Here is a 20449-nt window from a genome sequence, read left to right on the forward strand (position 1 = left end):
CCGTTCGCAATCGCTCACAGAGGCGATCCCTACTTGTGCTTCACGGAGCTTCGATGAACCTGCCACTTTCTCTCAACCTGCTGGCATTCCTGGCCTTGCTGCTGGGTCTGGCGCAAACCCGCCGTACCGACTGGAGCCTGGCCAAGAAGGTCCTCCTCGGCCTGGTGCTGGGCGTGCTGTTCGGCCTGGTGCTGCATACGCTGTACGGCGCCGGGCACCCGGTGCTCAAGGCCACCCTCGGCTGGCTGGACCTGGTCGGCAACGGCTACGTCGGCCTGCTGCAGATGATCGTCATGCCGCTGATCTTCGCGTCGATCCTCAGCGCCGTGGCGCGCTTGCATAACGCCTCGGCGCTGGGGCGGATCAGCGTCCTGAGCATCGGCACGCTGCTGCTGACCACCGCCATCGCCGCGCTGATCGGCATCGCCCTGACCAACCTGTTCGGCCTGAGCGCCGAGGGCCTGGTGGCCGGCGTGCAGGAAACCGCGCGCTTGCAGACCATCAACAGCGACTATGCCGGCAAGGTCGCCGACCTCGACATCCCGCGCCTGCTGCTGTCGTTCATTCCCAGCAATCCGGTGGGCGACCTGGCCCGGGCCAAGCCCACCTCGATCATCAGCGTGGTGATCTTCGCCGTGTTCCTCGGCCTGGCAGCGTTGCAACTGATCAAGGATGACCAGGACAAGGGCCAGCGCGCGCTGTCGGCCATCGACGTGCTGCAGGCCTGGGTCATGCGCCTGGTGCGCCTGGTGATGAAGCTCACGCCCTACGGCGTGCTGGCATTGATGACCAAGGTGGTGGCCAGCTCCAACCTGGAGGACATCCTCAAGCTGGGCAGCTTCGTGGTGGTGTCCTACCTGGGCCTGGGACTGATGTTCGTGGTGCACGGGGTGATCCTGGCGCTGACCGGCGTCAGCCCGCTGCGTTTCCTGCGCAAGGTCTGGCCGGTGCTCACCTTCGCCTTCACCAGCCGCTCCAGCGCCGCCAGCATTCCGCTGAACATCGAGGCGCAGACCCAGCGCCTAGGCGTGCCGCCGTCGATCGCCAGCTTCAGCGCCTCGTTCGGCGCCACCATCGGCCAGAACGGCTGCGCGGGGCTGTATCCGGCGATGCTGGCGGTGATGGTCGCGCCGGCGGTGGGCATCGACACCTTCGATCCGCTGTGGATCGCCACCCTGGTGGCCATCGTCACCCTGAGTTCGGCCGGTGTCGCCGGGGTCGGCGGCGGCGCCACCTTCGCCGCGCTGATCGTGTTGCCGGCAATGGGCCTGCCCGTCGAGCTGGTGGCGCTGCTGATTTCGGTCGAGCCGTTGATCGACATGGGCCGCACGGCATTGAACGTGAACGGTTCGATGACCGCCGGTGTGGTCACCAGTCAGTTGCTCAAGCAGACCGACAAAGCCGTGCTGGCGGACGATGAACACGCCGAACTGAGCCATTCCTGAGCGTGAGCCTAGGGACGGCCATGCGCCGTTCCTAGCGCTTGTCCCACACCTCAAAGTGGTACACCGGCTTGCCTTCCTCGACCTGCCGCGCGGTCGAGGCGAGCGTCCACTGCGCCGGCTCGAACGCCGGGAACCAGGCATCGCCTGGCGGCGCCAGCTCCACCCGGGTCAGGTACATGCGACTCACCAAACCCTTTTCCAGCGCCTGCCCGTACAGCTGCGCCCCGCCGATCAGCATCAGCTCTGCGACGCCCTGCTCGCGCGCCCACTGCTCGGCCCGTTGCACGGCCGCTTCCAGCGAGGCGAACACCTCGGCGCCCGGCAAGGTCAGCCCCGGCTGACGACTGACCACCAGGTTCAGCCGGCCCGGCAGTGGTCGGCCCAGCGAGTCCCAGGTCTTGCGGCCCATGATGATCGGCTTGCCCAGCGTGGTGGCCTTGAAATACTTGAAATCCCCCGGCAGGTGCCAGGGCATGGAGTTGTCGATACCGATCACACGGTTCTCGGCGAGCGCCGCGATCAGGCTGAGGGGGAGTGATGTCTTCATGTCGGCGAGGATAGCACCCGGCGCCTGGGTTATGCTTGAGCCCGACCTGTGTACTGGAAGACCCCGTGACTGCACCCACCGAACTGGACCGCCGCTGGCTCACCGAAGCCGTGCGCCTGCGCGAAGAACAGGCCGGCCCCCTGGAAGACCAGGAGGCCAACCGCCGCGCCCGCCAACAGGGCGGTGACCTGGCCACGCGCATCGAGACCCGTGCCCTGTGGCTGGCCGAGCGCGACGGCATCAGCCAGGCCCTGCGCCACTGGAAACAAGGCGCGCGCCTGGCCCTGCTGGCGCTCACGCTCATCGCCGTGCTCAGCGGTGCCGGCCTTGGCCTGGCCGCCCTGGGCGACGGCCAACGACCGGTGAACGTGTTCTGGGCGTTGGGCAGCCTGCTGGGGCTGAACCTGGCACTGCTGCTTGGCTGGGCCTTGGGCTTTTTCTTCGCCGGCGAGCAGGGCGCCGCGCTCGGGCGGCTATGGCTGTGGCTCAGCGAACGCTTCGCCCGCGATGCCAAGGCTGCACACCTGGCGCCCGCCCTGCTGGTGCTATTGCAGCGCCAACGCCTGAGCCGCTGGCTGCTGGGCCTGCTGGTGCATGGCCTGTGGCTGCTGGCCATGAGCGCGGCCCTGGGCATGCTGCTGGCGCTGCTGACGGCGCGGCGCTACGGCTTCGTCTGGGAAACCACCCTGCTCGCCCCCGAGCCTTTCATCGCCCTCACCCAAACCCTTGGCGCCCTGCCCTCGCTGCTGGGCTTCAGCGTGCCAGACGAGGCCATGATCCGCGCCAGCGGCGCGACGTCGCCGAGTCTGGACCTCGCCCGGCAGGCCTGGGCCAGTTGGCTGCTCGGCGTGGTGCTGGTGTATGGCTTGCTGCCGCGTCTGCTGCTGGCCAGCCTGTGTCTGTGGCGCTGGCATCAGGGTCGCCAACGGCTGACGCTGGACCTCGACCTGCCCGGCCATGCGCACTTGCGCGACGCGCTGATGCCGCACAGCGAGCGGCTTGGCGTACAGGACGCAGCGCCAGAACAGTTGCAGCAGTTCGCCGCCGGCCAACTGGAAGCCGGCAGCAGTGGCGCCCTGCTGGTGGGCCTGGAGCTGGACGAACAACGCACCTGGCCACCGACGCTGCCGGCAGCGATCACCGATGCCGGCGTGCTCGACTCCCGAGCCTCGCGCCACAAGCTCCTGGAGCAGTTGAGCCGCTTCCCGCCCGCGCGCCTGCTGATCGCCTGCGACCCGCAACGTTCGCCTGACCGCGGCAGCCTGGCGCTGCTCGCTGAACTGGCCCGCAACGCCGGCAGCACACGTATCTGGCTGCTGCCAACGCTTGCCGGACAAACCCCGGACGCCGCGCGCCTGGCCAACTGGCACGAGGCCCTGGATCGTCTCGGCCTGTCCCATACCGACACCTCCCCTTTGACCTGGCTGGAGCATGGCCATGACTGAGCCGCTGAAACTGGCCGTGGTCGGCCATACCAACGTCGGCAAGACCTCGCTGCTGCGCACGCTCACCCGCGATGTCGGCTTCGGCGAGGTGAGCCATCGGCCCAGTACCACACGCCATGTGGAAGGTGCGCGGCTGTCGGTGGAGGGCGAGCCGCTGCTGGAGCTCTACGACACCCCGGGCCTGGAAGATGCCATCGCCCTGCTCGATTACCTGGAGCGCCTCGAACGTCCGGGCGAACGCCTCGACGGCCCGGCGCGGCTGGAGCGTTTTCTGCAAGGCGCCGAGGCGCGCCAGCGCTTCGAGCAGGAGGCCAAGGTGCTGCGCCAGTTGCAGGCGAGCACGGCCGGGCTGTATGTGATCGACGCCCGCGAACCGGTCCTGGCCAAGTACCGCGACGAACTGGAAGTGCTGGCTGGCTGCGGAAAACCGCTGCTGCCGGTACTCAATTTCGTCGCCAGCGAGACGCACCGCGAGCCACAGTGGCGTGAAGCCTTGGCCCGCCTGGGGCTGCACGCGCTGGTACGGTTCGACAGCGTGGCTCCGCCGGAGGACGGCGAGCGACGTCTGTACGAAAGTCTGGCCTTGATGCTGGAGGATGCGCGTCCGGCCTTGCAGCGTCTGATCGACGACCAGCAGGCCCAGCGTGTGGCCCGCCAGCACAGCGGCAAGCGCTTGGTCGCTGAACTGCTGCTCGACTGCGCCGCCTGCCGACGCAGCGTCGAAGCCGAGCCGGCCGCCGAAGCCAGGGCCATGGAAACCCTGCGCCAGGATGTGCGCCAGCGCGAACAGCGCTGCGTCGAGGCGCTGCTCAAGCTGTATGCCTTCCGCCGCGATGATGCCCACGCCAGCGACCTGCCGCTGCTCGACGGCCGCTGGGGCGACGACCTGTTCAACCCGGAAACCCTCAAGCTGCTGGGGGTGCGCCTGGGCAGCGGGGTAGCCGCTGGCGCCGCCGCCGGTGCCGGCGTCGATCTGCTGGTTGGCGGTCTGACCCTGGGCGCAGCCGCCCTGGCCGGCGCGATTGCGGGCGGCGCCTTGCAAACAGCGCGTAGCTACGGCTCGCGCCTGATGGGCAAGTTCAAGGGCCGCCGCGAACTGACGGTCGACGACAGCGTGCTGCGCCTGCTGGCCCTGCGTCAGCAGCAACTGATGCAGGCGCTGGACAGCCGCGGCCATGCGGCCCAAGAGCGGGTGCACCTGGCCGAACTGGACGAGAAGGCCTGGCGTGAAGGCAAGCTGCCAGAGGCCCTGCGCCGAGCGCGGGCGCATCCGCAGTGGTCGACGCTCAACCCCGGGGCGCGGGTCAATCAGGCGGAACGCCAGGAGCAGGTGGAGTCGCTGGTGACTCAGTTGTGACCCGCGTGGATAAACGCCGCTGAAGACGTCTAGGGCTGAGCCACCTTCTCCGACTTGCCGTCATAACGCTTGCGCCATTCGGCCAGGATCTGGTCGCGGTGCGTCGACGCCCAGACAAAGTCGTTCTTGATCAAACGCTGCTCATAGTCCGCTGGCAATTCGGTCTGTGGCTTGGCGATACCCGGCGCGGCGAGTACGGCGAAGTTTTCCTTGTACAGCGCCATCGCCACCGGGCTCGCCGAGAAGTCCGCCAGGCGCCGCGCCGCGTCGGCCTGGGGCGTGCCCTTGATCAGCGCGGTGGCTTCGATCTCCCAGCCCAGGCCTTCCTTGGGCAGCACGATATCCAGCGGCGCGCCCTGGCGCTTGAGCTGCACGGCCGGGTACTCGAACGAGATGCCGATGGGGAATTCTCCTGCTGCCGCCAGCTTGCATGGCTTTGAGCCGGAATGAACGTACTGCCCGATGTTCTGGTGCAGCGCGTCCATGTACGCCCAGCCCTGCGCCTCGCCGAAGGTCTGCAGCCAGGCGCTGACATCGAGAAAGCCGGTTCCTGAGGAGGCTGGATTGGGCATGACGATCTTGCCCTTGTACTCAGGCTTGGTCAGATCCTGCCAACTCACCGGTTTGCTCAGGCCCTGCTTTTCGGCCTCAACGGTGTTGAAGCATACAGTTGCAGCCCAGACGTCCATGCCCACCCAGGCCGGAGGGTTGGCGGCATCGCGGTAGTTCGGCGCAATCTTGTCCAGGTCCTTGGGCGCATAGGGTTCGAGCATGCCGTGCTGGTCGAGAATGGCCAGGCTGGACGCCGCCAGGCCCCACACCGCGTCGGCCTGGGGGCGATCCTTTTCGGCCAGCAGCTTGGCGGTGATGATCCCGGTGGAGTCCCGCACCCATTTGATCTGGATATCCGGGTTGGCCTGTTCGAAGGCTTGCTTGTAGCGCTTGAGCTGCTCGGCCTCCAGCGCGGTGTAGACGGTCAGTTGAGTGGTCGCCGCCTGGGCCTGCAGGCTGAACACGGCGCAGACGACAGCGACAAGAGCGAGTGGCTTGAACATGAGTCGGTTCCTTGGAGTGGGCAGTCGGATCAGGGCATGGGGGTGCGCTGACGCCAGGCCTGGGAGCGGCGCAGCAACCCCCGTGAGGCGGCGGCCAGCAGCAGCGAGGCGCTGGCGCTGGTCAGCAGGATTAAAGTGGACATGGCGGCAGCGCCGCCGACATTGCCGGCATCGTCCATGTTCAGCACGGCGACGGCAGCCAGAATGGTGTCCGGGCTATAGAGGAAGATCGCCGCCGACACCGTGGTCATCGCCGAGACGAACAGGTAGCGCACGATGTCCAGCAACGCCGGCAGGCAGATCGGCACGCTGACCCGCAGGAAGTGCCGGTACAGCGGCGCCTTGAGCGACAGCGCGGCGGCCTCGAACTCACCGTCGAGCTGACGCAGGGCGGTGCTGGCGGTCATCTGCGCGGTGGTCAGGTAGTGAGCGATGGTGCACAACACCAGCAGCGACAAGCTGCCGTAGAACACATGCAGTGGATTGCCAGGCAGATTGAAGAAGAAAACGTAGCCCAGCCCCAGCACCAGCCCCGGCACCGCCATGGGGATGAAGCTGAGCAGGCGCAGGCTCTGGGTGAGTAGGCGCTGGCCATGGGTCTTTTCCATGAGGTAGGCGCCGGTGAAGATCACCAGGCTGCCGATCAGCGCGCTGCACAGCGCCAGTGTCACGCTGTTGCGGTAGGCCAGCCAGCCACCGCCAGCGGTGTCCTCGAACAGGTAGTGCTTGAACGACAGGGTCAGGTTGTAGGGCCAGAAGGTGACCAGCGAGGCGTACACGGCCATGCCGATCACCGCCAACAGCGCCGCGCAGACCACCAGTACCAGCACCAGGAAGACGGCATCGCGCGCCCGCGACGGTGACGGCACGAAGGCCTCGGCCCTCCCGCTCATGGCCTGGCTCTGCCGCCGACGCAGCCAGGCATCGACGGCAAAACTGAGCAGCGCGGGCACCAGCAGGACCATGCCGATCAGCGCGCCGCGGCCGAACTGCTGTTGGCCGACCACCGCCTTGTAGGCCTCCAAGGCCAGCACCTGATAGTCGCCGCCGACCACCACGGGCACGCCAAAATCAGTGATGGTCAGGGTGAAGACCAGGCAGAATGCGGCGAACACCGCTTGCCGCGTCGCGGGCCAGGTAATGCTGCGAAACGTCCGCCAGGGCCCTGCGCCCATGCTCGAAGCGGCATCGAACAGCCGCGCGTCGGCCAGCGACAAGGCCGACAGCAGAATCATCAGCGCATGCGGGAAGGTGTAGATGGCTTCGCCCAGCACGATGCCCCAGAAGCCGTAGATGTTGTCGTTCAGCAGCCCGCGCAGCAGGCCCTGGTTGCCGAACAGATAGACCAGCGCGATGGCCGGCAGCATCGAAGGGGCCAACAGCGGCAACAGGGAGATGCCCCGCCACAGGCCCTTGGCCGGAATGAGCGTGCGTTGCAAGGCGTAGGCGAACAGGTAGGCCAGTGGCACCACGATCAGCGCCACACTCAGGCCGACCGTCAGGCTGTTGCCGATCAGCCAGCGGAAGTGGGCGCTGGCAAATAATTCACCCGCCGCCTGCAGGCCACCGCCCTGGCCCGCGTCGCCACTGAAGCCGCGCCAGAAGATCGCCAGCAGCGGCAGCAGCACCGCCAGCAGCAGAAGCACCAGCAGCAGAGCCTTGCCACCGACCACGAAGACCCGGTCACCGAGCGCGACACCCGCGCGTGCTCCAGCCTTGGCAGACGGCGAGGACACCGATATTGACAGGCCCATCTCAGGCGAACACCTGCAGGCTCTGAGGCGGCAATGCCACCCAGATGTCCTGCGAGCGCAGCCGAGGCATGACCTCAGGTGCCAGCTCGGCGAGCAAGGCATGGCCAGGCAACGCCTGCAACTCGAAGCTCAGGCGGCAGCGATTACCGAGGAAGGTGATTTCGCGGACCTTGGCCGGGAACAGGTTTTCTTCATGCACGACGGGGTTGACCGTGATCGTTTCCGGACGGCAGAACAGCCTGCCGCTACGAGCCTTGCCCGCGCCCGGCGCCAGGCGCAGGTTCAGGCCTGCGACCCGGGCGTGCTGGTCGTCGTGGCGCTGGAACGGCAGCCAGTTGCCCTGGCCGACGAACTCGGCGACGAAGGGTGTGGCGGGTCGGTCGTAGATGGCCTGCGCAGTGGCGTACTGCTCGACCTGGCCGTTGTTCATCACCGCAATACGGTCGGCCATCAGCATGGCTTCATCCTGGTTGTGGGTGACCATCAGCGTGGTGATGCCGAGCTGACGTTGCAGTTGGCGCAGTTCACCGCACAGGTGCTCACGCACCCGAGCGTCGAGCGCCGACATCGGCTCGTCGAGCAGCAACAGCGAGGGGGCCGGCGCCAGGGCGCGGGCCAGCGCCACCCGCTGCTGCTGGCCGCCTGACAACTGGCTGGGGTACTTCTTCTCGCTACCGGTCAAGCCGACCAGCGCGAGCATCTCCCCCACCCGGTGGCGTGACGCGCCCCGACCGCAACCGTTCAGGCCATAGGCGATGTTGGCTTCGACGGTGAGATTGGGAAACAGCGCATAGGACTGAAACAGGATGCCGTAGTCGCGCGCCTGGGGCGGCAGTTCGGAGATGTCCCGCTCGCCAATGGACAAGGTGCCCTGGTCCTGGTGTTCCAACCCGGCGATGCAGCGCAGCAGCGTGGTCTTGCCGCATCCGGAGGGGCCGAGCAGGCACACCAGTTCGCCGGCGGCGACGTCCAGGCTCACGTCGTTCAGCGCGGTGAATGCGCCGAAGCGCTTGTGAATGCCGCGCACGTGCAGGTGCGTGCCGGGAGTTGCGAGGTTCATGGCAAGGCCTCATCGAAGAGATGGAGCCATGCTAGGAATGCCGTGCGAAGGTTGCGTGGCGGTTGGGGCAAAGTGAGCGATGGTGGTATTGGCAGATTTGGGTTGGCGCGGGCTTTTCACACCGCGTCTAGAACCCGACTCCCGCCACTTCCTGGGCAACGCCCAGAAACGCGGCCGGCAAGCGCGCCTGTCGACGCTCCTTCAGGCAGTACAGGTACTCGTGCATCACCGGCGCATGCTCCAGGGTGAGCACGCGCAGTTCCGGGGTCAGGGGCACTTCATGGCGGGCGATGACACTGACGCCGATATTGCGCAGCACCCCTTCACGGATCGACTCGCGACTGCCGATCTCCAGCAATGCGCCCGCCTTGACGCCAGCCTCGTCGAGCAGCCGTTCGGTAAGCTGGCGCGTGGTCGAGCCGCGTTCGCGCATCAGCAGGCAGTGCCCGGCGAGCGCCTCGATGGTCACGTGCTGGCGCTGCGCCAACGGATGGCTACGGTGCACCGCCACCACCAGCGGATCGCTGCCCAACAGCCGCCGAACCAAGCGCGCATCCTCGACACACTGCGACGAGGCAGCGACATCCACGCGGTAGTCTTCGAGCATCTCCAGCACCTGCTGAGAGTTGCCGATCTCGACAGTCACCTCGACCTGCGGCAGCCGCTCACGAAAGACCTTCACCAGGTCGAGCATGTAGTACGGCGCCGTAGCCGCCAGACGCAGGCTGCCCTGCCCCTGGGCGCCATTGCGCAGCTCGAACTCGATCTCCGCTTCCTGCTGCAGCAGCGCCTTGACTCGTGGCAGCAAGCGCACGCCTTCGTCGCTGAGCACCAGCCGCCGCCCGCCCCTGTAGAACAGCTCGATGCCGTACTGGCTTTCTAGGTTGCGCACCTGCGTGGTCACCGTCGGCTGACTCAGCCCAAGCTTCTTCGCCGCCTGAGTGATGCTGCCCAGACGCGCCACCATATAGAACGCCCTCAGCTCGGCGCTCAGCATAGGGGGCCGCCCCAGAGAGGCGGCCAGCCGCAAGCTTCGAGCGGCAAGCGGCAAGTCACAGCGGTCAGGCGTCGTCTCATCAATCGCACATTCCCCTCGATCAGCTTGAAGCTTGAAGCTTGAGCCGCAAGTTTCGAGCTACAAGCGGCAAGTCACAGCGGTCGGGCGTCGTTTCATCAATCGCACACTCCCCTCGATCAGCTTGAAGCTTGAAGCTCGAGCCGCAAGCTTCGAGCTACAAGCGGCAAGTCACTGCGGTGCGGCGTCGCTTCATCAATCGCACATTCCCCTCGATCAGCTTGCCGCTTGCCGCTCAAAACTTGCAGCTGCTACTTACGTAGAAGTCGCAAGCCGTTGAAGACCACCAGCAGGCTCACGCCCATGTCGGCGAACACTGCCATCCATAGGGTGGCCAGGCCGGCGAAGGTCACGGCCAGGAAGATTGCCTTGACCCCCAGGGCCAGCACGATGTTCTGGATCAGAATGGCCGCGCTCTGGCGTGACAGCCTGACGAACGCCGGAATTTTGCGCAAGTCGTCGTCCATCAGCGCCACATCGGCGGTCTCGATGGCGGTGTCGGTGCCGGCGGCGGCCATGGCGAAACCGATCTCGGCGCGGGCCAGGGCCGGGGCGTCATTGATGCCGTCGCCGACCATGCCGACCCGATGCCCTTGGGCGTACAGGTGTTCGATGCTCTTGAGCTTATCGGCCGGCAGCAGATTGCCTTCGGCGCGGTCGATGCCGACCTGGGCGGCGATGGCCTGGGCCGTGTGCGGGTTATCGCCGGTCAGCATCAGCGTCTTGATACCCAGTTCATGCAGCTCGGCAATGGCCTGGCGGCTGCTGTCCTTGACCGTGTCGGCCACGGCGAACAGCGCCAGCGGACCGGAGCGGTCGAGCAGCAGCACCACGGTCTTGCCCTGACGCTCCAGCCGGTCCAATTGTGCTTCCAGCGCAGGAGAGCACAGGCCCAGTTCCTCCACCAGGCGATGGTTGCCCAAGTGATAGACCTCACCGTCGATCTCGCCGCGCACGCCGCGCCCGGCCAGCGCCGCGAACTCGCTGACCGGGCTCAGGGCAATGTTCTGTTCGCGGCCATACTGGGCGATGGCGCGCGACACCGGATGGTCGGAGCGCTCACCGAGGCTGGCGGCGAGCGCCTGTGCACGGCTGTCGAAACGCGGGTCGAGCAGGGTGAAGTCGGTCTGCACCGGCTTGCCATGGGTGATGGTGCCGGTCTTGTCCAACGCCAGGTAATCGAGCTTGCGACCGCCTTCAAGGTAGATGCCGCCCTTGATCAGAATGCCCTTGCGCGCCGCCGCCGCCAGGCCGCTGACGATGGTCACCGGCGTGGAAATCACCAAGGCACAGGGGCACGCCACCACCAGCAGCACCAACGCGCGATAGACCCAGTCGAACCAGGCGCCGGCCATCAACAGCGGCGGAATCAACGCCACGGCCAGGGCGATGGCGAACACGGCCGGCGTGTAGACCTGCGAGAACTGGTCGACGAAGCGCTGGGTCGGTGCCCGCGCGCCCTGTGCCTGCTCCACGGCCTTGATGATGCGCGCCAGGGTCGATTGCCCAGCGCCAGCCGTGACACGGTACTCGAGCGCCCCGGCCTGGTTGATGGTGCCTGCGAACAGCTTGTCGCCCAGGCCCTTCTCCACGGGCAGACTTTCGCCGGTGATCGGCGCCTGATCGACGCTGGACTGACCCTCGACCACCTCGCCGTCCAGCCCGATGCGCTCACCGGGACGCACCCGCACCCGCGCACCGATCGCCACCTCGCGCACCTCCACTTCACGCCACTGGCCATCGGCCTGCTGCACGGTGGCCATGTCCGGGGCGAGTTGCATGAGGCCGCTGATGGCGTTGCGCGCGCGATCCAACGAGCGCGCCTCGATCACCTCGGCGAGGGTAAACAGCACCATGACCATGGCCGCTTCCGGCCACTGACCGATCAGCACCGCACCGGTGACGGCAATGCTCATCAGCGCGTTGATGTTGAGGTTGCGGTTCTTCAGGGCGATCCAGCCTTTCTTGTAGGTGCCCAGGCCACAGCCGAGGATAGCGGCCAGCGCCAGCGCGGCCACCAGCCACTCCGGCGCCAGGCCGGAAAAGTGCACGACTTCTGCAGCGATGGCGGCCAATCCGGAGAGCACCAGCGGCCGCCAGCGGGTCTTGTGCGCGCCCGGCGCGCTGGCGCTGCCGTCGTCTGCGTCGGCCAGGGGTTCGGCCTTCATGCCCAGGCTGTCGATGGCTCGCACGATGGACGCGGTGTCGTCGAGGGTATGGCGCACGCCGAGGATACGGTTGATCAGGTTGAATTCCAGTTGCTCGATGCCGGCGAGCTTGCCCAGTTTGTCCTGGATCAGCGTCTGCTCGGTGGGGCAGTCCATGGCGTCGATGCGGAAGCGGCTCAGGTGCGCGCCGTCACTGGCTTTGTCGGTCAGTTGCACGAAGGCAGGCGCAGTAGCGCGGGTGCTGCAGCAACTGCCGCCGGGGCTGGCATGGGAGGGGCCATGGCCGCCGTGATCGAGCCCCTGGTGATCGTGTCCATGATCGTGATCGTGCTCATGCGTAGGGTGGTGACTGACCGGCTGGTTCATAGGTTCGCCCTGATCGAGAGTGCCCCCTGACGGGGGGTTGTTGCCAAGTGAACACCCTGTAGCCACTATAGGGTCAAGCACTCAAGGGGGAACGCGCGATGAAGATCGGAGAATTGGCCAAGGTGACCGACTGCGCCGTGGAGACCATTCGCTACTACGAGCGTGAGGCCTTGCTGCCCGAACCGGCCCGTAGCGAAGGCAATTACCGGCTGTATACCCAGGCGCACGTGGAGCGCCTGACCTTCATTCGCAACTGCCGCACCCTGGACATGACCCTCGACGAAATCCGCAGTCTGTTGCGCCTGCGCGACAGTCCCGAGGGGGCCTGCGGCAGCGTCAATGCGCTGATCGACGAGCATATCGAGCACGTACAGGCGAGGATCGACGGGCTGGTGGCGCTGCAACAGCAACTGGTGGAGTTGCGCCGGCAGTGCAATGTGCAGGGGGAGGAATGCGCGATTTTGCAGCAGTTGGAGGTCAATGGCGCGGTGACGGCGCCGGAGGTCGAGCATTCGCACGTGGGGCGTAGCCACGGGCATTGATCGGACTGGAGTCGGGATGTAGGAAGTCGCAGCGTTGCCGGGGATCGGTGCGCCCCGGCAGCGCGGTAGGAATCAGACCGCCATGGGCGCGGTCATCGGTGCATGGTGCTCATAGCCTTCGAGCCAGAAGTCGCTCGGCTCGATCTTCTCCAGCCATTCGGGTTCGTACTTGCCCGTCTTGGCGAACTCCGGTACGCGCTCGCTGATCATCAGCTTCGGCGCTGCCAGCGGCTCACGCTTCATCTGCTCGTTGAGCATCTCCAGGTGGTTTTCGTACACATGGGCGTCGCCGATGAAGTAGGTGAACCAGCGTGGGGTATAGCCGGTGAGACGCCCGAACAGCGAAAGCAGCGCCGCGCCCTCGGTGAGGTTGAACGGGGTGCCCAGGCCCAGGTCGTTGGAGCGGATGTACAGCGTCAGGGAGATTTCCCGGGTCTCGACATTGGGGTGGAACTGGTACAGCAGGTGGCACGGCGGCAAGGCCATTTCGTCGAGCTGGGCGCAGTTCCAGCCGTGGAACAGGATGCGTCGGCTGCCCGGATCGTTGGCGATGGTATCCAGGCACTGACGCACCTGGTCGATGGCCTTGTACAGGATGACGAACGCCTGGCCGTCTTCTTCGTCCTGGGCGATCTGACGGAATCCGGCCTGCTGCGCCTTTTCGATGGCGGCCGGGTTGCTCAGCGCGATGCGCTTGTAACCCGGCCACTGGCGCCATTGCGCACCGTAGATTTCGCCGAGATCGTCATGGCCCTGACGAAACGGGTTGGCCAACCACTGGACGTTTTCGTTGGCGTTCTGATCCCAGACCTTGCAGCCCAGCTCGCGGAACTCGCCGGCGTTCCTCACGCCGCGCAGGAAACCGACCATTTCGCCGATCGCCGACTTGAACGCCAGCTTGCGCGTGGTGATGGCCGGAAAGCCTTTCTGCAGATCGAAGCGCAGCATGGCGCCGGGCAGGCTGATGGTGCGGATGCCGGTGCGATTGCCCTGCAGCGTGCCGTTGTCGATGACGTCGCGGACCAGGTCTAGATACTGTTTCATGGCCTACCTGTGGCAAGCACGGCAGGGGGATCGCCCCTGCCGTGGGATTTCAGTGGGCGGGTGTCGCCGTGGGTTTGCGATTATAAGCCCACCAGATCAGGCCGAGGCCAGCGACGATCATCGGCACGCAGAGAATCTGACCCATGGTCAGCCAGCCCCAGGCCAGGTAGCCGAGCTGGGCGTCCGGCACGCGGACGAATTCGACGATGAAGCGGAAGATCCCGTAGAACAGCGCGAACATGCCGGAGACCGCCATGGTCGGACGCGGCTTGCGCGAGAACAGCCAGAGGATCGCGAACAGCGCCACGCCTTCGAGGGCGAACTGGTACAACTGCGACGGGTGGCGCGGCAACTGCGCCGGGTCGCTGAACGGCGGGAAGATCATCGCCCACGGCACGTCGGTGGGCTTGCCCCACAGCTCGGCGTTGATGAAGTTGCCGATGCGCCCGGCCCCCAGGCCGATAGGCACCAGCGGCGCGACGAAGTCCATCAGTTCGAAGAACGACTTGTTGTTGCGCTTGCCGAACCACAAGGCCGCCAACATCACGCCGATGAAGCCGCCGTGGAACGACATGCCGCCCTTCCACACCTCGAAGATCAGGGTCGGGTTGGCCAAGTACTGGTGCAAGTCGTAGAACAGCACATAGCCCAGGCGCCCACCGACGATCACCCCCATCGACAGCCAGAACACCAGGTCGGACAGCTTTTCCCGGCTCCAGGTGGGATCGAAGCGGTTGAGTCGGCGGGTGGCGAGCAGCCAGGCGCCGCCAATGCCGATCAGGTACATCAGGCCGTACCAGTGGATTTTCAGCGGCCCGAGTGACAGGGCCACGGGGTCGATCTGCGGGTAAGGCAGCATGGAGGTTCCTCTAGATCAGAAAACTTAAGCCGACGCAGAACAGCAACGCGGCGAACAGACGCTTGAGCAGACGCGGCGACAACCGATGCGCCAGACGTGCGCCGAAGCGGGCGAAAAACATGCTGGTGACGGCGATACCCATCAGCGCAGGCAGATACACATAACCCAGACTGTGCGCGGGCAGGTGCGGTTCGCTCCAGCCCAGCACCATGAAGCTCAGGGTGCTGGCCAGGGCGATCGGCAGACCGCAGGCCGACGAGGTGGCCACGGCCTGTTGCATGGACAGGCTGCGCCAGGTGAGGAAGGGTACAGTCAGCGAGCCGCCGCCGATGCCGAAGATCGCCGAGGCCCAGCCGATCACTCCGCCCGCACCGATCAGTCCAGGTTTGCCGGGGACACCGCCACGGCCCTTGGGCTTGAGGTCGAGCGTCATCTGCAGCGCCACTAGCAAGGCGAACACGCCGATGATCTTCTGCAGCAGCGGGCCCTGGATCAACGAGGCAGTCTTGGCGCCGATCGCGGCACCGATGAGGATGCCGACCGTCATCCACAGGAACACCGGCCACTGCACGGCGCCCTTGCGATGATGCTCGAGCACGGCGTTGATCGAAGTGAAGACGATGGTGGCCAAGGAGGTGCCGACGGCCAGATGGGTGAGGATCGACGCATCGAAGCCTTGCAGGGTGAAACTGAACACCAGCACCGGCACGATGATGATACCGCCGCCCACGCCGAAAAGGCCGGCGAGCACACCGGCGCAGGCGCCCAACAGCAGATAGAGTACGAATTCCATTCGCAGGCCCAGAGAATGCGATCCGGCATGGTAACGGAAGCCGGGGCCACGGCTCTAGTGAACTCTGCGTCAGGTTGATGCGCGAGCGCCAGGCAGCCGCTACAGTGGCAGACTCAGCCAGAGGCCTCAGCATGTGCCTGATTCTATTCGCCTGGCGGCCGGGTCATGCCCAGCCGCTGATCGTCGCGGCCAACCGTGACGAGTTCTACGCCCGCCCTGCCCAGTCTCTGAGCGCCTGGGAAGACGCCCCGGGCGTGTATGCCGGTCGCGACCTGGAGGCCGGCGGCACGTGGTTGGGCATCGGCCCGGGTGGGCGCTTTGCGGCGCTGACCAATATTCGCGATCCGCGTCAGCCGCAGGGGGCGCGCTCGCGTGGCGAGTTGGTGGCGGCGTTTCTGCGTGGCGAGATGGCAGTGACGACGTACCTGCAGCAGGTCGCCGAACGCAGCAGCCACTATTCAGGGTTCAACCTGCTGGCCGGCGACGGCCAGGTGCTGGGCTACATGAACGCGCACGAGGCGCTACCACGGCTATTGCAGCCGGGCGTCTATGGGCTTTCCAACGCTGCGCTGGATACGCCGTGGCCGAAGCTGCTGAAGGCACGGCAGGCGTTCGCGGCGGCGTTGGAGACGCCCAGCGCGCAGTATTTTTTGGCGATGTTGGCCGATGACGCGACGGCACCCGACGAGGCGTTGCCGGAGACGGGCGTTGGCCTCGCGACCGAGCGGCTGCTGTCGAGCGTGTTCATTGCCAGCCAGAACTACGGGACACGGGCGAGCACCGTGTTGATCGTCGACGATCAGGGCAGAAGACGGATGATCGAGCGCAGCTATGGGCCGTTCGGCGGGCACTTGGGCGAAGTCGAAGTCTGCGCCTGACGCATCGGCGCCAGGCCGCGCTATCAGGGCGCTTTTCGCTCACAGGGTCTTGTTCGGCCCGATCATCCGCGCCAGACCGAGATTCTTCAACGCCAACTGCAACGAGCTGTGGATGACCTGCGGGTTGTCGTGGCTCATGGCTTCGCTGAGCAGTTCGCTGGCCTTGCTCAAGTTCACCTGGCGCAGCATCCATTTCACCTTCGGCAGGTTGGTGGCGTTCATCGACAGGCTGTCGAAGCCCATGGCCATCAGCAAGATGGCGGCTGCCGGATCACCGGCCATCTCGCCGCAAATGCTCACCGGTCGCCCTTCGGCATGGGCATCGCGCACCACCGTCTGCAAGGCTTGCAGCACTGCCGGGTGCAGGTAGTCATAGAGGTCGGCGACCCGTGGGTTGTTGCGGTCCACCGCCAGCAGGTACTGGGTAAGGTCGTTCGAGCCGACCGAGAGGAAATCGACCTGCCGGGCCAGTTCGCGGGTCTGGTAGACCGCGGCCGGAATTTCAACCATCACCCCGACCGGTGGCATCGGGACATCGGTGCCCTCGTCACGCACCTCGCCCCAGGCGCGGTGGATCAGGTGCAGCGCCTCTTCCAACTCATGGATGCCGGAGATCATCGGCAGCAGGATGCGCAGGTTGTTCAGGCCTTCGCTGGCCTTGAGCATGGCGCGGGTCTGCACCAGGAAGATTTCCGGGTGGTCGAGGGTGACGCGGATACCGCGCCAGCCGAGGAAGGGGTTCTCTTCCTTGATCGGGAAGTAGGACAGTGCCTTGTCGCCACCGATGTCCAGCGTGCGCATGGTCACCGGCAGTGGATGGAAGGCGGCCAGTTGCTCGCGGTAGATCGCCAGCTGTTCCTTTTCGCTGGGAAAGCGCTGGTTGATCATGAACGGCACTTCGGTGCGATACAGGCCCACGCCCTCGGCGCCGCGCTGCTGAGCCCGGGCGACGTCGGCCAGCAGCCCAGTGTTGACCCACAGCGGCATGCGATGGCCATCGGGGGTGACGCAAGGCAACTCGCGCAGGGCATCCAGGCCGCGGGCCAACTGGCGTTCTTCCTCGACCACGTCGCTGTACTGCTTGCGCAGCACTTCGCTGGGGTTGGTGTAGGCCTCGCCCTTGTAGCCGTCGAGAATCATCTCGATGCCATCGACCTTCGAATACGGCAGGTCGACCAGGCCCATCACCGTCGGGATGCCCATGGCCCGGGCCAGAATGGCCACATGCGAGTTGCCCGAGCCCAGCACCGAAACCAGGCCCACCAGCTTGCCTTCCGGCACTTCGCCGAGCATCGCCGGGGTGAGTTCCTCGCTCACCAGAATGGTGTTGTCGGGGTAGACCAGGGTCTGCGAGCGCGCTTGCTGCAGATACGCCAACAGGCGCCGGCCGAGGTCCTTGACGTCGGAGGCGCGCTCGCGCAGGTAATCGTCGTCCATCAGCTCGAAGCGGTTGACGTGCTCGCCGACCACTTGGCGCAGTGCGCCCTGGGCCCACTGACCGGTCTTGATGACCTCGGCCACTTCGCCGCCGAGCGCGGCATCTTCGAGCATCATCAGGTACACATCGAACAGCGCCCGTTCTTCGGGGCGCAACTGGGTCGCCAGCTTGGCCGACAGCTTGCGCATGTCGGCGCGCACGCCTTCGAGGGCGTTCTCGAACAGTTTCAATTCGCCGTCGATGTCGTCGACGGTCTTGTCCGGCACCACTTCCAGGTCGGCGGGCGGCAACATGACCACCGCACGCCCGACAGCGGCACCGGGCGAGCCCGGCACACCGACGAAACGCGCTTCCTGGATACCCTTGCCCTGACGGCCCAGGCCACGAATGGAGCCGGTGGCCTCGGCGTGGGCGATGACCCCGGCGAGCTGCGCGCTCATGGTCACCAGGAAGGCTTCCTCGCCTTCGTCGAACTGACGCCGTTCCTTCTGCTGGATGACCAGCACCCCGACCACGCGACGGTGGTGGATGATCGGTGCGCCGAGGAAGGAGGCGAAGCGCTCCTCGCCGGTCTCGGCGAAGTAGCGGTAGCGCGGGTGATCGGCGGCGTTTTCCAGGTTCAGTGGTTCCTCGCGGGTGCCGACCAGGCCCACCAGGCCCTCGTTGGGCGCCATGCTGACCTTGCCGATGGAGCGCTTGTTCAGGCCTTCGGTGGCCATCAGCACGAAGCGGTTGCTCTCCGGGTCGAGCAGGTAGACCGAGCAGACCTGGCTGCCCATGGCTTCCTTGACGCGCAAGACAATGATCCCCAACGCCGTCTTGAGATCTTTGGCGGAGTTCACTTCCTGGACGATCTTGCGCAGCGTATTGAGCATGGCTCGGGGTCGAACTCCGTCGTCAGTCGCGCGTCAGCAGGCGCGGGGCTAGCTCTTTCAGCGCGCGGCGATACACCTCGCGCTTGAATGTCACCACCTGGCCCAGCGGATACCAGTAGCTGACCCATCGCCAGCCATCGAACTCCGGTTTTCCGGTCAGGTCCATTCTTACCCGCTGTTCGTTGCTCACCAGGCGCAGCAGGAACCACTTCTGCTTCTGGCCGATGCACAGCGGCTGGCTGTGCGTACGCACCAGGCGCTGAGGCAGACGATAACGCAACCAGCCGCGGGTGCAGGCAAGTATTTCCACATCCTCGCGTTCCAGGCCAACTTCTTCGTTCAGCTCGCGGTACAGGGCATCTTCTGGGGTTTCGTCAGGGTTGATGCCGCCCTGGGGAAACTGCCAGGCATCCTGGTTGATCCGCCGAGCCCATAGCACCTGTCCGGCATCATTCGTGAGAATGATCCCGACATTGGGGCGAAAACCATCCGGGTCGATCACGGCAGCAACCTCGAAAACGCATGTCGCCGCATTGTTCCACAAAGCTTGCGAGCGCAGCAACGCGCCCGCCATCGCTTATGGGCAGCGCGCTAAAAACTCCGTATTCTGCGGGACTTCTTCCCGGAGGCTTCTGCGAGAAAACCCCATGCGTTTGGCTTTATTCGACCTGGACAATACCCTCCTCGGCGGTGACAGCGATCACGCCTGGGGCGACTACCTGTGTGAACGGGGCATTCTCGACCCCGTCGCCTACAAAGACCGCAACGACGCGTTCTATCAGGACTACCTGAACGGCACCCTGGACCTGCAGGCCTACCTGGCCTTCTCCATGGAAATCTTCGCCGCCACCGAGCCGGCCCAGCTCGATCAATGGCACCGCGAGTTCATGCGCGACTGCGTCGAAGCGCTGATCCAGCCCAAGGCCCTGGCCCTGCTGCAACAGCACCGCGACGCCGGCGATCACCTGGTGATCATCACCGCCACCAACCGCTTCGTCACCGCACCCATCGCTCGCCGCCTGGGCGTGCGCACCCTGCTGGCCACCGAATGCGAGCGCGACGGCGAGCGCTACACCGGGCGTAGCACCGATATACCCTGTTTCCGTGAAGGCAAGGTGACGCGCCTGCAGCGCTGGATGCTGGAGAACGGCTACGACCTGCAGGACAGCTACTTCTACAGCGACTCGCTCAACGACCTGCCGCTGCTCGAGCAAGTCACCCACCCGGTGGCAGTGGACCCCGATCCCAAGCTCAAGGCAGAAGCCGAACGCCGTGGCTGGCCGGTGATTTCGCTGCGCGACTGACGAGCCCTCAGACCGGCTTGGCACCCATCAAGCCGGCGATCGACAGAAAGCACACGCCACTGAACACCGCCAGCGCCAAGGTCAGCCGCAGCCCCACAGGCTCGGCCTTGCGCAGGCGGTTCAGGCGCACCAGCAGCCACCAGACGGCCAGCGCCCCCAAGGTGTAGAGGATGCTCGAGGCCAGCACCCAGGTCTGCCCCAGCGGCCAGCCCACCAGGTGCACCAGCCACCAACCCGTGAACGGCATGCTCAGCAGGCACAGGCCCATCACCAACCAGACGAACACTAGCGGACGACGCAGCAGCTTGGCGTAAGCCTGGGCATCGCCCTGGCGACGGGCACGCCAGGTCAGGATCGCCAGCCCCAGTGCACCGAGCAGCAGCAGTGCAGTGGCGAGGACGTGCAAGGTCTTGAGGGCGGTCAGGTGTTCCATGTCATGTCCTT

Annotated in this window: 18 protein-coding genes; 6 read left to right on the forward strand and 12 right to left on the reverse strand. The window is 65.8% G+C overall.

Features of this window, described 5'->3' with window-relative positions; genetic code table 11:
* The first annotated feature begins 53 nt into the window (after positions 1 to 53).
* Positions 54 to 1445 carry an L-cystine transporter gene (locus Q6A47_RS02645; RefSeq protein WP_295486464.1) on the forward strand — a complete coding sequence of 464 codons (1392 nt, stop codon included), beginning with the start codon at positions 54 to 56 and terminating at the stop codon, positions 1443 to 1445.
* A 31-nt stretch (positions 1446 to 1476) separates the two neighbouring features.
* Here the strand turns inward: Q6A47_RS02645 and Q6A47_RS02650 are convergent, their stop codons facing one another.
* On the reverse strand, positions 1477 to 1992 hold the full coding sequence (locus Q6A47_RS02650) for a dihydrofolate reductase (RefSeq protein ID WP_116889776.1): 516 nt from the start codon (positions 1990 to 1992) through the stop codon (positions 1477 to 1479).
* A 53-nt stretch (positions 1993 to 2045) separates the two neighbouring features.
* On the opposite strand from Q6A47_RS02650, the gene Q6A47_RS02655 reads away from it, so the two are divergent.
* Positions 2046 to 3437: a DUF2868 domain-containing protein gene (locus Q6A47_RS02655; RefSeq protein WP_304483203.1), complete on the forward strand. Its 1392-nt coding sequence runs from the start codon at positions 2046 to 2048 to the stop codon at positions 3435 to 3437.
* Positions 3430 to 4794 carry a GTPase/DUF3482 domain-containing protein gene (locus tag Q6A47_RS02660; RefSeq protein ID WP_304482908.1) on the forward strand — a complete coding sequence of 455 codons (1365 nt, stop codon included), beginning with the start codon at positions 3430 to 3432 and terminating at the stop codon, positions 4792 to 4794. Before Q6A47_RS02655 ends, Q6A47_RS02660 begins: the two co-directional genes overlap by 8 nt.
* A gap of 29 nt (positions 4795 to 4823) precedes the next feature.
* Here the strand turns inward: Q6A47_RS02660 and Q6A47_RS02665 are convergent, their stop codons facing one another.
* The 5 genes from Q6A47_RS02665 to Q6A47_RS02685 form a co-directional block, all read right to left on the reverse strand.
* Positions 4824 to 5849 (reverse strand): putative 2-aminoethylphosphonate ABC transporter substrate-binding protein, encoded by a 1026-nt coding sequence (locus Q6A47_RS02665; protein WP_304482909.1) that lies wholly within the window; start codon positions 5847 to 5849, stop codon positions 4824 to 4826.
* Positions 5850 to 5878: 29 nt separating this feature from the next.
* Entirely contained in the window at positions 5879 to 7603 is a 1725-nt protein-coding gene (locus Q6A47_RS02670) for a putative 2-aminoethylphosphonate ABC transporter permease subunit (RefSeq protein ID WP_304482910.1), read from the reverse strand.
* A gap of 1 nt (position 7604) precedes the next feature.
* Positions 7605 to 8663, reverse strand: coding sequence for a putative 2-aminoethylphosphonate ABC transporter ATP-binding protein (locus tag Q6A47_RS02675; protein WP_304482911.1), 1059 nt, complete (start codon positions 8661 to 8663; stop codon positions 7605 to 7607).
* Positions 8664 to 8790: 127 nt separating this feature from the next.
* Positions 8791 to 9660: a LysR substrate-binding domain-containing protein gene (locus tag Q6A47_RS02680; RefSeq protein ID WP_116889788.1), complete on the reverse strand. Its 870-nt coding sequence runs from the start codon at positions 9658 to 9660 to the stop codon at positions 8791 to 8793.
* Between the two features lie 329 nt (positions 9661 to 9989).
* On the reverse strand, positions 9990 to 12272 hold the full coding sequence (locus tag Q6A47_RS02685) for a heavy metal translocating P-type ATPase (RefSeq protein ID WP_304482913.1): 2283 nt from the start codon (positions 12270 to 12272) through the stop codon (positions 9990 to 9992).
* 98 nt (positions 12273 to 12370) lie between these two features.
* On the opposite strand from Q6A47_RS02685, the gene cadR reads away from it, so the two are divergent.
* On the forward strand, positions 12371 to 12814 hold the full coding sequence (gene cadR / locus Q6A47_RS02690; RefSeq protein ID WP_029614759.1) for a Cd(II)/Pb(II)-responsive transcriptional regulator: 444 nt from the start codon (positions 12371 to 12373) through the stop codon (positions 12812 to 12814).
* A gap of 72 nt (positions 12815 to 12886) precedes the next feature.
* Here the strand turns inward: cadR and Q6A47_RS02695 are convergent, their stop codons facing one another.
* From Q6A47_RS02695 to Q6A47_RS02705, 3 genes are read right to left on the reverse strand one after another with little or no spacing between them, the layout of a single operon-like run.
* Positions 12887 to 13858 carry a thymidylate synthase gene (locus tag Q6A47_RS02695; RefSeq protein WP_304482915.1) on the reverse strand — a complete coding sequence of 324 codons (972 nt, stop codon included), beginning with the start codon at positions 13856 to 13858 and terminating at the stop codon, positions 12887 to 12889.
* 49 nt (positions 13859 to 13907) lie between these two features.
* Positions 13908 to 14717, reverse strand: a complete 810-nt coding sequence (gene lgt / locus Q6A47_RS02700) for a prolipoprotein diacylglyceryl transferase (RefSeq protein ID WP_116889794.1) — start codon at positions 14715 to 14717, stop codon at positions 13908 to 13910.
* Positions 14718 to 14727: 10 nt separating this feature from the next.
* A complete protein-coding gene (locus Q6A47_RS02705) occupies positions 14728 to 15510 on the reverse strand; it encodes a sulfite exporter TauE/SafE family protein (protein WP_304482918.1) in 783 nt (260 codons plus the stop codon).
* Positions 15511 to 15641: 131 nt separating this feature from the next.
* Here Q6A47_RS02705 and Q6A47_RS02710 point away from each other — a divergent pair, with 131 nt between their 5' ends.
* Positions 15642 to 16388, forward strand: a complete 747-nt coding sequence (locus tag Q6A47_RS02710; protein WP_304482919.1) for an NRDE family protein — start codon at positions 15642 to 15644, stop codon at positions 16386 to 16388.
* 39 nt (positions 16389 to 16427) lie between these two features.
* Here the strand turns inward: Q6A47_RS02710 and ptsP are convergent, their stop codons facing one another.
* Positions 16428 to 18701, reverse strand: a complete 2274-nt coding sequence (ptsP, locus tag Q6A47_RS02715; protein ID WP_304482920.1) for a phosphoenolpyruvate--protein phosphotransferase — start codon at positions 18699 to 18701, stop codon at positions 16428 to 16430.
* A gap of 22 nt (positions 18702 to 18723) precedes the next feature.
* Positions 18724 to 19203, reverse strand: coding sequence for an RNA pyrophosphohydrolase (locus Q6A47_RS02720; RefSeq protein ID WP_029614755.1), 480 nt, complete (start codon positions 19201 to 19203; stop codon positions 18724 to 18726).
* A 145-nt stretch (positions 19204 to 19348) separates the two neighbouring features.
* Between Q6A47_RS02720 and Q6A47_RS02725 the strand changes: the two genes are divergently transcribed.
* A complete protein-coding gene (locus tag Q6A47_RS02725) occupies positions 19349 to 20005 on the forward strand; it encodes a histidinol-phosphatase (RefSeq protein ID WP_029614754.1) in 657 nt (218 codons plus the stop codon).
* A 7-nt stretch (positions 20006 to 20012) separates the two neighbouring features.
* Here Q6A47_RS02725 and Q6A47_RS02730 read toward each other — a convergent pair whose 3' ends face one another.
* Complete coding sequence (locus tag Q6A47_RS02730; RefSeq protein WP_304482926.1) at positions 20013 to 20438, reverse strand: DUF2269 family protein; 426 nt, start codon at positions 20436 to 20438, stop codon at positions 20013 to 20015.
* Positions 20439 to 20449 lie beyond the last annotated feature (11 nt).

The organism is Pseudomonas boreofloridensis, from assembly GCF_030580795.1.
GTDB classification, from domain to species: Bacteria; Pseudomonadota; Gammaproteobacteria; order Pseudomonadales; family Pseudomonadaceae; genus Aquipseudomonas; species Aquipseudomonas boreofloridensis.

Excerpts from the sequence above, each read along its gene's own strand:
- Q6A47_RS02645 (WP_295486464.1), top strand. The coding sequence starts at position 54 with ATGAACCTGCCACTTTCTCTCAACCTGCTGGCATTCCTGGCCTTGCTG.
- Q6A47_RS02650 (WP_116889776.1), bottom strand. The coding sequence starts at position 1,992 with ATGAAGACATCACTCCCCCTCAGCCTGATCGCGGCGCTCGCCGAGAAC.
- Q6A47_RS02660 (WP_304482908.1), top strand. The coding sequence starts at position 3,430 with ATGACTGAGCCGCTGAAACTGGCCGTGGTCGGCCATACCAACGTCGGC.
- Q6A47_RS02665 (WP_304482909.1), bottom strand. The coding sequence starts at position 5,849 with ATGTTCAAGCCACTCGCTCTTGTCGCTGTCGTCTGCGCCGTGTTCAGC.
- Q6A47_RS02670 (WP_304482910.1), bottom strand. The coding sequence starts at position 7,603 with ATGGGCCTGTCAATATCGGTGTCCTCGCCGTCTGCCAAGGCTGGAGCA.
- Q6A47_RS02675 (WP_304482911.1), bottom strand. The coding sequence starts at position 8,663 with ATGAACCTCGCAACTCCCGGCACGCACCTGCACGTGCGCGGCATTCAC.
- Q6A47_RS02680 (WP_116889788.1), bottom strand. The coding sequence starts at position 9,660 with ATGCTGAGCGCCGAGCTGAGGGCGTTCTATATGGTGGCGCGTCTGGGC.
- Q6A47_RS02685 (WP_304482913.1), bottom strand. The coding sequence starts at position 12,272 with ATGAACCAGCCGGTCAGTCACCACCCTACGCATGAGCACGATCACGAT.
- cadR (WP_029614759.1), top strand. The coding sequence starts at position 12,371 with ATGAAGATCGGAGAATTGGCCAAGGTGACCGACTGCGCCGTGGAGACC.
- Q6A47_RS02695 (WP_304482915.1), bottom strand. The coding sequence starts at position 13,858 with ATGAAACAGTATCTAGACCTGGTCCGCGACGTCATCGACAACGGCACG.
- lgt (WP_116889794.1), bottom strand. The coding sequence starts at position 14,717 with ATGCTGCCTTACCCGCAGATCGACCCCGTGGCCCTGTCACTCGGGCCG.
- Q6A47_RS02705 (WP_304482918.1), bottom strand. The coding sequence starts at position 15,510 with ATGGAATTCGTACTCTATCTGCTGTTGGGCGCCTGCGCCGGTGTGCTC.
- Q6A47_RS02710 (WP_304482919.1), top strand. The coding sequence starts at position 15,642 with ATGTGCCTGATTCTATTCGCCTGGCGGCCGGGTCATGCCCAGCCGCTG.
- ptsP (WP_304482920.1), bottom strand. The coding sequence starts at position 18,701 with ATGCTCAATACGCTGCGCAAGATCGTCCAGGAAGTGAACTCCGCCAAA.
- Q6A47_RS02725 (WP_029614754.1), top strand. The coding sequence starts at position 19,349 with ATGCGTTTGGCTTTATTCGACCTGGACAATACCCTCCTCGGCGGTGAC.
- Q6A47_RS02730 (WP_304482926.1), bottom strand. The coding sequence starts at position 20,438 with ATGGAACACCTGACCGCCCTCAAGACCTTGCACGTCCTCGCCACTGCA.